At 60.0% G+C, this 10,644-nt stretch carries 8 protein-coding genes; all 8 read right to left on the bottom strand.

What is annotated here, in order from left to right:
• Positions 1–26: 26 nt before the first annotated feature.
• Positions 27–659: a hypothetical protein gene (locus E1297_RS18680; RefSeq protein ID WP_155141001.1), complete on the bottom strand. Its 633-nt coding sequence runs from the start codon at positions 657–659 to the stop codon at positions 27–29.
• 98 nt (positions 660–757) lie between these two features.
• On the bottom strand, positions 758–1,576 hold the full coding sequence (locus E1297_RS18675; RefSeq protein ID WP_155140999.1) for a M15 family metallopeptidase: 819 nt from the start codon (positions 1,574–1,576) through the stop codon (positions 758–760).
• Positions 1,577–1,812: 236 nt separating this feature from the next.
• The gene (locus E1297_RS18670) at positions 1,813–2,823 is read right to left on the bottom strand and encodes a hypothetical protein (RefSeq protein WP_155140997.1); all 1,011 of its coding nucleotides are present in this window, start codon (positions 2,821–2,823) and stop codon (positions 1,813–1,815) included.
• A gap of 3 nt (positions 2,824–2,826) precedes the next feature.
• On the bottom strand, positions 2,827–3,555 hold the full coding sequence (locus E1297_RS18665; RefSeq protein ID WP_155140995.1) for a PP2C family serine/threonine-protein phosphatase: 729 nt from the start codon (positions 3,553–3,555) through the stop codon (positions 2,827–2,829).
• Complete coding sequence (gene tagF, locus E1297_RS18660; RefSeq protein ID WP_155140992.1) at positions 3,533–4,231, bottom strand: type VI secretion system-associated protein TagF; 699 nt, start codon at positions 4,229–4,231, stop codon at positions 3,533–3,535. The genes E1297_RS18665 and tagF overlap by 23 nt, the downstream gene beginning before the upstream one ends.
• Positions 4,231–7,818: a type VI secretion system membrane subunit TssM gene (tssM, locus tag E1297_RS18655; RefSeq protein WP_209015851.1), complete on the bottom strand. Its 3,588-nt coding sequence runs from the start codon at positions 7,816–7,818 to the stop codon at positions 4,231–4,233. Before tssM ends, tagF begins: the two co-directional genes overlap by 1 nt.
• Positions 7,819–7,821: 3 nt before the next feature.
• Positions 7,822–9,273: a type VI secretion system protein TssL, long form gene (gene tssL, locus E1297_RS18650; RefSeq protein ID WP_155140990.1), complete on the bottom strand. Its 1,452-nt coding sequence runs from the start codon at positions 9,271–9,273 to the stop codon at positions 7,822–7,824.
• Positions 9,274–9,295: 22 nt separating this feature from the next.
• Positions 9,296–10,630 carry a type VI secretion system baseplate subunit TssK gene (gene tssK / locus E1297_RS18645; RefSeq protein ID WP_209015850.1) on the bottom strand — a complete coding sequence of 445 codons (1,335 nt, stop codon included), beginning with the start codon at positions 10,628–10,630 and terminating at the stop codon, positions 9,296–9,298.
• Between the last annotated feature and the right edge of the window lie 14 nt (positions 10,631–10,644).

The following is a 10,644-nucleotide window of genomic DNA, read 5'->3' as shown; positions in this document are numbered from 1 at the left end:
CGAGTGGCCCTGAAAAAAGGGGCAGGTCAGAGGAGCTTGATGAACTCCAGCGGTTTCCACGACTTGCCCTCCTTGGACAAATAGGCCTGCATGGCCGCCAGGGTCTTGTTGTTGAGGCCCTGGCTCCGGTAAGCGTTCAAAAAAGCCTGCAGAAGCGCGGGATGGTTCAAACCAAGAGCGTAGGCGGCCTGATCCCCGTTCCAAAGGGCACGGCCCCCGGGTGCATCGTCAACCTCCACCGACGCGTCACCGCGCTGTCCGCCGGTGCTTTCATGGTGGGCCCAAAATATGTCCGACTTCCAGAATGATGAATCCCCGGCTTTGGAGAGGTTATGATCCGTGAGCAAACGATTGACTTCTACCCGGCAGGCATCGATCAGCCTCGCCCAGTCATCCGATGTCCAATCGTTCGCGTCTGCCAGCCTTTTCGCCGTCGCCAGCTTGTCTGAGGTGATGTTGATTTGCTCTTCGGCACCTTCGGCGATGTATGTCTTGTAGAGATACCTGGAATCAAGAGACCGGGATGAGTCTCGATAAAAATTGAGGTTTTCTTCAATAATTGCTTTTTTTGCAAATTGTTCAAAAACCGGTGCAAGCTTGGAATCTGCCAGAATACTGCTGAGTGAATTCGGGTAAGTTTTATTTCCGATCCGGATCAACGGATGTCTCCTTTTGGTTGGGGGATGGTTGAAGATGTGTCAGGCGGACCGCCGGAAGCTGACTGTCCCGGAACGATCCCGTGACGGGGAACGGGCACTCAGATCTCTCCGAGCCGCCGCCACTGTTCGAGTTTTTCCCGGCTCACTTCGAAGTGCATGGAGTCTTCGCGGCTGAAGCCCGCGCCCCAGATCCAGCCTTCCTTCTTGAAGAAATCGGCAAGCAGGATCAGGCCAAGCTGCGTCTTCCCATCTGCGAGTGTGTCGAGAACGCCATCGATATTAATGTCGACCGCAAGTCCGTAGGCATGGGCGGACGCGGAGCCGATCGAGCCGCGGATACGGCGGACACACAGCGAGCCAGCGCTTTTGATGCGGGCATAAAGCTCCGGCTCGAACACTTGCACATTGGCGAATACCTGACGCAGCGAGATCAGGGCGGGCTTGAGCATCCGGGCATTGATCGGCCCGACATCCTCGGTCAGCAGAAGCTCCTTGAGCCTGGGATTTGTGGCCGGCTGGCAGTCATCGGTCAGTCCCTTGCGCGGGAGCCCGATCAACTGCTGCAGGAAGGATGGAGAGGCGAACGACAGGCCATCATTGGCTGACCGGCGGTCAGCAATCAGAACGACCTGGGCAAAAGAGTCCTTCAAACTGTCAGAAGCGCCTGGATTCCTCGGTTGCGGCGTGTCGGTTGCCGCACTGCTTATTAGCCCCAAGGACATCCGTGCATCCAGCGCATCGACCCGTTTGCGCAAATCACCCACCTGCGCGCGCAGCTGAGAGACTTCTGCTTCAATATCGCCGGTATCGAAAACAGGAACCGGCGGCAGCGGCATGAACAGCTGTCTCGACAAGTGCCAGACCACAGGCGCGGCCACGATCGAGAAGGCCAGCAGGAATACGGACAGGGACCTCATGTGATCGCACTCACTTTCACCGCTAGCGGCTGGCGCCGGTAGAATACGGATCTCCGGCCGGAAAACCGGCGGAGACGCCGCGCAAAGGATGGCAGTGTCCGGCACGCAACCCGATTGGGTCACACACCAGCCGTCTGCCGTTATTGCTGAGTACCTGCGGCCGGGAAAAAGGTTCGGACCGGAAGTCTGACCGGCCGCACGGATGTGTGGTCCGCTCTCGCGGCCCGGCTCTGCCGCTAGCAGCTGCACATGCTGCACATGTCGAACGGTTCCATGTCGAGCGCCATCTGCATGGATCCCTGAAGAGCAAGGAGAACGTTCATGAAAGGGGCGATCGCCAGTTTCGGCGGCGAGAATTGAAGCAGTGGTACAATTCCCGGCCCTCCGGCGATCTGCTCGCCCAGCCTGATGTCCTCCATGGGAGGCAAAAGGTCGAGCTTTTCCCTCAAGGCCAACGCGGCCAAGGGGATCGGGATGTGAAATCCTGACCAGACCGACAGCATCGCATCGATCCGGCGCAACGTCTGGGGCGAGAAAGCGTCATCGAATGCTTCTTCGATGGTCATCAGGGATTCAAGTGCAAGGGCCAGCTTGGTCAGGATCGGAAACGGAATGACAAGGCTCGGCGGGGTCAAGCTCGCGAGCCCCTGCAGCCGGTTTTGAAGCACCGACAAGGCCCCGGGATCCCCGAGCGGCGGCAGGTTCAACGCTTCGTTCATCTGCATCAGCGGCGGCAAGCCACCCAACAGCCGCGCCATTTTCAGCTGCGGCGGCCGAAGTGCAAAACTGAAACTGTTGACCATGCTCGTCGGCGGAGGTGCCTGCATCTCCAGCGGATCCAGTCCCATGTCCTCCAGATCAATCACCAGCCGGGCAATGATCGCATAGTTGATCAAGGGCTGGAGTTTCAGCTGTGTGAGCCAGCCGAGCCGAGGCCAGACATTGCTCACGATGCTGTTGGAGACCTGTTCCAGTTCGGCCTGCAATTGCGGAATATCATCAAGGGTGAAATTTCCCGCCATCATCGACAGCGTCATCGCCATCTGGATCATCGGGCCGCCGCCGAAATCCAGGTTAGGCAAGACCACCGGGTTCATGCCTGTCTCGATCTGCATGTCGAGGCGCTCTTCAAGGGCCGGAATTGCCGCCGCCAGTCTGAGTGCGGGCGGCACCGGAAAGATCGGCATGATGCCGGGAATGAAGCGGTTTCGGAGAGTGTCCGCCGGAACAGTGCAGAAACAGGGCATGGGTCACACCTCGATTGCAATGATCGAGATGTTGTCCGCGCCGCCGCCTTCCAGTGCAATCGACAAGAGCCGGTCCGGAACCTGCTCGACATCTCCATTTTCAAGATGGGCCTGAAGCTCGGCACTGGTCAGATATTCGCTCAATCCGTCACTGCAGAGCAGGAACCGGTCCCCTTGCCGGATGTCTCCCCGGCGCTTGTCGATTTCAAGCATGTCGCCGACGCCGACCGCGCGGGTGATCTGGTTGGAGTTCGGATAGTTTTTCGCCTGATCCCAGGTGATATAGCCTTGTTCGACAAACTCGCCGACGATGGAATGGTCTAAGCTGATCATCTCCAGAACACCGTTCCGCAGACGATAGAGGCGGCTGTCGCCAGCCCAAAGGCACATGAAATGCTGTTCAGACAAAACCACCAGGACCACGGTCGACCCGATGACGCCCGATTGCCGTCTGGCCGCTTCAGACTGGATGCTCTCGTGAGCCTCTTGCAGCGCCTTTCTAGCCTCACGCATCACATCGGACGGTTCCAGATCCCGCGGCAACCGGTCAAGGGCAGCGACTACGGTCCGGCTGGCAAAATCACCGCCCGCATGTCCCCCCATACCGTCGGCCACCACCCACAGCCCGAGATCCGGGCGGCAGAGGATGGAATCCTCATTCACCTGCCGCACATGCCCGATATGGGTCAGCGCGCCAAAACGCCTTTGGTCAACACTTTCGGATTGCGTCATTTCGGTATCTCTGAAGAATCTGGTCGGTTGTGCTCCAGACCGGAGCATCCTTGTCGAAAAATGCGTTGGCCAATTCCGGACCCGACGGCATTCTGGCAGCCGTTATCTGGCGGGTCCTGCCCTCATGGGTGCTCGTCCAGTAGCTGAATGGTTCACTGGCCGCAGACCGCGCAGGCAGCCTCGCCTCAGGATCACCCGGCACGCTGGCAAAATCGGAAAGAAGACCGGGAGTTTCCAAAACAGAGATCTGACCGGACACTCCGGCCAGTGTGTTTTCCAGCCATGTCAACGTGGCACCATCCTCAAGCGCATCCAGTGCGGCCTGCTCCAGGCCCTCAAAAACCGGAGCCAATGCACTAAGAACAAAAGTTGAACAAAGTGGTGTTTCAAAGACAAGACAAAGCGGAAACATCCGCCCGACACGATCGACACTGGGCATGACAATGCCTGCCACCGGTTCCGGACCGCAGACCCCGCCCGGAAGCGCAAACCGCCAGATCGGCGCAGTCAGATAACAGGCCTGCCACCGTGCGCCCAGCGCCAAGCGGCCCGCGCAGAAAAGATCCTGCATCCAGCCGTCCCACGCCGCTATGAAACGCGGTGAAAGGCCAGAGCGGGTAAAGTCACCGAGAAACGGCAGTTTGCCATACCAGCCAATCCACGTCCGGGATGGCATCAAAGCGACCCCGGGCAGGTAAAACTGTTGAGGGCAGCGTTGGTGAAGGGATTCAGTGCCGAACCCGTGCGCAACTGATAGATTGCAATCCGCCCCCCCAGATTGAAGATCACGCGGTTGCGATCCGACACGTTTGTGCGGCGCACCTCGGCCGTATCGAGCAACCGGAACAAGGACCAGGGTCCCTCCCGTTGAATGCTGTTGTTGACATCCAGCCGGGCGGGCGTGAAGGCAACGCGTGTCCGTCCGCTGTTTTGTCCCGGCCAGGTCAGAGGCGTTACTTCCGGCGGTCCATGGGCATACGTGACCGGCTGACCCTCGATTTCCAGGATTGCCTGTTCGACATTCGGATCAAGCGCAACCGGCTTGATGTCAAAGGTGATGGACGGCAAGCCCGGTGACAGAAAAAAGCTGTCCCGGATCTCCGAGGCCTTCTGGAACTGGGCGATGACAGCATTGGAAATCCCGATATCCGCTCCGTTCACCCGTTTGGCCCGCCAGGGATTGGTGGATGTATCGACAAACCGCGCAAGGTTGTTCTTGAAAAAGCTGTCGATCAGGCCGTCCGGCGCAAACAGCCGTCCGAAATCCTGCAAGGCGACATCCGCCTTCGCTTGCCGAACAAACGGGTAACGGTCCTTCAGAGCACGTTTGCAAAAGGGAAGCACGTCCGCCTTCCACTTGGCATTGAGTTCCGAACGCACACCGCCGGCAGCCGCACCTGAAGAGGCCGCCACCACTTGCGCGGCCCAGCGCTGCAAGGGATTGGGAAGCTGTGTGAGTGTGACCTGAAGCTCCTGAACGGCAGTCTGTCCTTGTCCGGCAATCCCCGATCCGGAATTCTGCCCGAGCGAAATCCGGTTCAGCGCATCAAACACGCGGGTCATGCGCTGCAAAACGTCGTCCATCCGGGAGGTCGTCCCATCAATTCCATCAACAGCGTCATGAAGGGCTGCAAACCGCTCTTCGACAAACCTGCCAGGGCGCTCAGGTTCTGCGGTGCCGCCACCGCCACTGACAGCGGAGCTGAGGGCGTCAAATACCGCCTGCTCCTGAGCATCAAGTGAAGAGATCACCTCGCTGCGCGCCAAATCCGCAGCCGCAGAAGACGCATTTTGTGCGACCTGCTGCTGTCCGGGCAAGACTGTCAGTCTGGTTTCCCTCGCAACCAATTCAAGTATGTTCCGTATCGGCGACGCCGGGCCGGACAAGACATTCACCACCTGCGCGGCCTGCCCCGGCCCTTCCATCGGGATGATGTCGACATCGCCGAGCAGTTCATCGTACTGCGTTACGAAATCGTTCTCGTAGAGAGCGAGCACATCACGTTCCAGCCGCTCGAGGACCTGCGGGTTCACATCGACGGCCCGCGGCCCCAATACCAGGTTCTGAAACCTGACACGGTCTTCCACTGTGCGAAGTTGCGGCAGGAAGTAGTCATGAAACCCGTCATGGGTATAGACCCCGTCAATACCCGCACTCAGCGGTTGCCCCGAAGCGCGCAGCATCACCCGCGAAACAGCCGGACCACCTGCAGTCGTGATCAGGAACGGCTGGAGAGCACGAGCGCCCGGGGCCTTGACGATGCCCTGATAAATCCGCTCGGCGAGCGGTGTTTCCGCCAGCAAGGCGCGCACCTGATCCAGAAGCGGACCATTCAGCGCAATCTCGCGCATCGGCTGATTGACAAGCTCCTCGAGATGGCCTGCGAGATCTGCCCGCAAGGTATCATCCTCCGGGAATGACAGGGCCCAGTCGGCGCGCATCCAATGTTCAACGGTTCGGGCGTCCATCGGACCTTGCAGACCCAGCATGAGATAGACCTTCAAGGCCTCGAACAGAAACTCCTTGTTGTTCATGTTGTTCTGGATCTGGTCCTCAAGCCGGAACAAAAGCCGCGGCAGCAGCATCGCATTGAGGGCGCCGCGATAGGCCTGCGCCGATTCAGTGCCGATGGCATCCCCCTGATAAAGACCAAAGGTGAGTTTGACCGGCACCTTTGGATCGCTGGCAGCCGGATTGCCCGGCAGATCACGAAGCCTGTTCAAGGCCGGGACAACCGGTGGCAAGTCTGCATCCGCAATCGGACTGCGGGGGATCTCCCTTGAAAGCAGTTCAAACGTGTTCAGTTGGTTGCCCGCCGCGGCGATCAGGTCCCGGTTGCCCAAAAAGCTGCTGCCCCACAGGGTCACCGACCCGATCAGGCTGATCACGCAGGCCGCAGCAAGACCACGCCTGACCCAGCGGTGGCGGCGCTCCAGCTTGTCGTCGGCAGAGACCAGCCCGGCTTCGCGGAAGATCACACCGTTCATCAGGCGCGTCAGAAAATAACTGCGGCCCCTGCCCTGTCCTGACCCGATCGCTTGCCGGCCAATCCCGAAGGTTTGCGACATGCCCGTCATCAAGCGGTCGATCGGCGTGCCTTCCTGGGTCCCGGACGTGAAATAGACCCCGCGCAGAAGCTGGTTATCCTCGTACCGGCTTTCCCGGAAGATATCTGTCAGGAACGCACCCGCGACATCCCGCAAGGAGGCCATCTGGGCCGGAAAGCCGGCAATCAGGCTGCGGCGCTGATAGTCTGTCTCCGCCTGCATCCGCTCAAGACCAAGATTGGAAAGCTGCGCGAGCAGAACATCAAACTCGTTGTTGAAGCTCTCCATCGGCGCTGCGGCTTGCTCTTTCCGGTCGTGGGGAAACGTAACCCCCCAGACCTGTTCACGCTCCACGGCTCCGAGATTGTCGAAAAACTGCTGAAACCCGGCGATCAGATCCGCTTTCGTGAACAGGATATAGACCGGAAACCTGAGCCCGAGCCGTTCCCGCAATTCGTGCAGCCGCGTGCGGATGGCCGTGGCATGATCACGGCGCGTTTCCTCGTCCTGCACGGAGAGATCAGAGAGGCTGATGGCAATGATCGCGCCGTTGACCGGTTGTCTGCGCCGATGTTTCTTGAGCATGTCCAGAAAGCCGGACCATGCTCCGGCATCGGCGTCGCGGTTGCTGTCCTGAGTGGTGTAGCGCCCGGCCGTGTCCAGCAAAACCGCTTCGTCGGTAAACCACCAGTCACAGTTCCGGGTGCCGCCGACACCTTTGATGGCGTTCTTGCCCATGCGATCCGCCAGCGGAAAATGCAAGCCGGAATTGACAATCGCGGTCGTCTTGCCCGCACCCGGTGGCCCGATGATGATGTACCAGGGAAGCTGATAAAGGTGGCGCATGCCGAGGCGTCCACGCAAGCCCTTGTGGCGCAAGACCCCGAGCGCTTCGGTCATGCGCTTGCGCAGTTCTGCAAGTTCGGCGGTAACCGTTTCACCGGTCCGGTCTTTTGCCGCCGGTTGTGCCGTGATCGTTTCTGTCAACTCACGCTCCCGCCGGTGGCGGCGCAGGAGGATGAGCAAAATGGTGATGACGGTTGCCGCAGCAATAGCTCCCACCGCGATCAACCGGTTGGACAGCGGATCAAAGGGACGCAGGCTTCCAACGGCCAGAAGCGGGCCGAGATAGAACAGCGTCGCCCCCAGAACCAGACTGAACAGGGTCAGGAGTAAGATCGGATTCCCGGCTTGTGACTGGAATTTGCGCAACACGGTTCAACCTGCCTTGACTAGAATGACTTCGATGCGGCGGTTCCGGGCCCTGCCTTCCGGCGTATCATTGGAGGCAATCGGCTCCTTGTCGGCGCGGCCTTCCGCACTGATGCGTGCCGGATCTGCAAGTGTGCTCGAAATGCGTGCCATAACAGCCTTCGCCCGCGCCAGAGAGAGCTGAAGGTTGGAGGGAAACCGGGCGGTATTGATCGGCACATTATCGGAATGACCGGCCACAATGATCCGGCCAGCCTCGTCGTTCAGGGCACGTGCCACCCGGTCGACGATGCCCTCATAGGCGCCCGCGAGCTGATCGGACGCAGAGGCGAACATGGCTTCGCCCGCGATTTGCACAGTCAACGTGTTGCCCTCGGTCGCCACACTCACCAAACCGGCCCTGATTTCAGGCTCAAGAAACGAAGACACGGCCTCAATCGTCTTCACCTCTTCGGGTGCAGGCGGCGGCGGTGGCGGCGGAGGTGCTGGCCGGTCAAGGGTGATGGGTCCCTGAAAATCGAGGGCCGCAATCTTGGTGCTCAACTGGCGTGTGTCTGCGCTCAGAAGAACGGATAGTGTGAAGAAAACGAGGGACATGCCAGCCAGCGCCGCACCTCCGTAAATCCAGACGGGCGTCCATATGGAACGAACCTGCTGCCCGATATCTGTCCCTTTCCAATGCGGAGACAGGGACGGATCGGCCGGCCCCCGGTAAGTCCGGATGAGGCGCACCAACCCCTCGCGGATAGAAAAGTGTTTTTCAGAACCCCGGTCCGCCACGCGCAAGCGCCCCTCAAAACCGAGGCTCAGGCAAACATAGAGAAATTCAAGCAGATCCCTGTTCTCGGCCGGTGACTTTTCAAGCCGTGACAGGATGTCGTAAAGCCTGTCGCCGCCGTAGGTTTCCTTGTGAAACGTGCCGACCATGCTTTGCTGCGTCCAGATGCTGTTCCCGCCCCAGGGCGTATTGAGCACGACATCATCAATGGTGGCGCAGATGGCGTACCGCGCTATCCGGACAGTTTGCACCGGGATGGCCGCATGCTGCGCGGCGGTGCCAAAGGCCCTGATCTCCGCGACAACGCTTTCACGCAAGGCCGCCGGGTCGGCATGCTGTGCCCGGTTGCGGATCCGCGCAACGAGGGAAAACAGCGGCGAAGCGGCCGCATTGAGCGGGTTCATGCCTGTGTTGGCCGAACTTAACGGTACCGCGCCGCCTTGGCGGATATGCGCCGGGGGGGCTGCGGCCGGAGCCGGTGCGCCCGGCCCGGGATTGCCGGACGCGGCAGCCGGTCCCGGATGTTGTGGCGGCACAGGACCGCCGGGCGCATGTCCGGATTGAGCTCCGGGCGGTGGGGGCATCGCCGGGGGCATGGCTGACCGGCGGCCGCCCGGATTGGGGCGGATGACGGTTTTTTCCGTATCAAACGGCTCTGCAAAAGGATCGTCGCGGTTCATGGCTCGCTCCTGGGCCGGGCTCTCAGCGGATTGCCCATAACTCCATTTCAAGGTCGGGAAACTCACCCGAAACATGGACTGCAAGACCGCCGGAAGTGGTCAGCTGCTTCCAGTAGGGGCTGCCGGTGTCGAGCTCGAAATAAACCACGTCCGCGTGGTACGGGACCTGACGGGGAGCGACCGGCAGAGGACGCAGGCCAATCCCGGGCAGAGCCGAGTTGACCAGCTGCCGGATCTCTTCGACCGGCCCCATCTTCGCCTGTGTCGGGAAATGACGGCGCACACTTTCGGCCGGAACCGCCGCTTTGGTTGCCAGCACAAAGGTTGACGAGGACAGCAGGCGCTTGTCGCTGATCATCGCGACCGACACGCCATATTTGCGCGGTTCTATGGGAATCGAAACCGCATTCTGCTCCAGAACCGAGCTCAACATCTGGCGCAGCGTCCGGAACAGGGGCTGAAACAGATTGGTCAGATCGCCATGGCAATAGTCGGGGAATTGCGGCGAGAGCTTTTCGGGCGTCATGAAGGTCGCCAGCTCACCAGCCAGGCTCACAAGCGTCTGGTAGACAGCATGCGGATGGGCATTTTCAATCGCCAGCAGATGCCGGATCGACGGCAAGGCCCGGTTGACGGAAATCAGAAGCAGGAAATCGGAAATCTCCGCAACACCCTTGGCGCTTCCACTCTGATTCAGCCGCCCGGCCAGAGCCTCGGCACGGTGGCCAAGCAGGCCCTCCAGTTCACGCAGGAACCCGTGTAGCGGCGGCGCGGCGCGAACATCGGTGCATGAGGCGATAAATGCACGATCAAGGACGACCTCCCGGTCCTGCCGCACCTCGATAATCCGTGCGACGGGAATGATCATGTGATCGTCGAGATCATCCAGGTCGAGGGCAAACTGAATTCTCAGTTTGCCGACCGCCATCTGAACGGCACGCCGATCAAGGCCCATCGTGTCGGTGATCTCGATCTCTTCAACCGTATACCGGGCCGCTGATTGAGGTTCACCGCGCAAATCCACTTCGACCGCAGCCTGGCGGCGGATCGGGATCACCAGATAAACCACCGCATTCTTGACGTTTTTCGGAACGTCGAGCGCAACCGGATGATCTTCCTTGCCCGGTATCCTGAAGTTTATGCCGTCCGGAGTGAAGCCCGCACAACTTTTCAGCGCTATCTTGCCGAGCTTGAGCAGTTCCTCATCGAGTGTCAGTTCCCGCAAGCCCCAGGCATATGGCACGACCGTCGCCGCCACCCCGGAGACCAGAGATTCAACATACCGGTCTTGCTGCTGAAAATGGTGTGGCTGCAGGAACAATCCTTCCTGCCAGACGACCTTGTTATCCCAGGACACGCTCACTTAACTCC

It is taken from the genome of Roseibium sp. RKSG952, assembly GCF_009711355.1.
The sequence above is the reverse complement of the archived record's forward strand: the minus strand, read 5'-3'. Positions and strand labels throughout refer to the sequence as shown.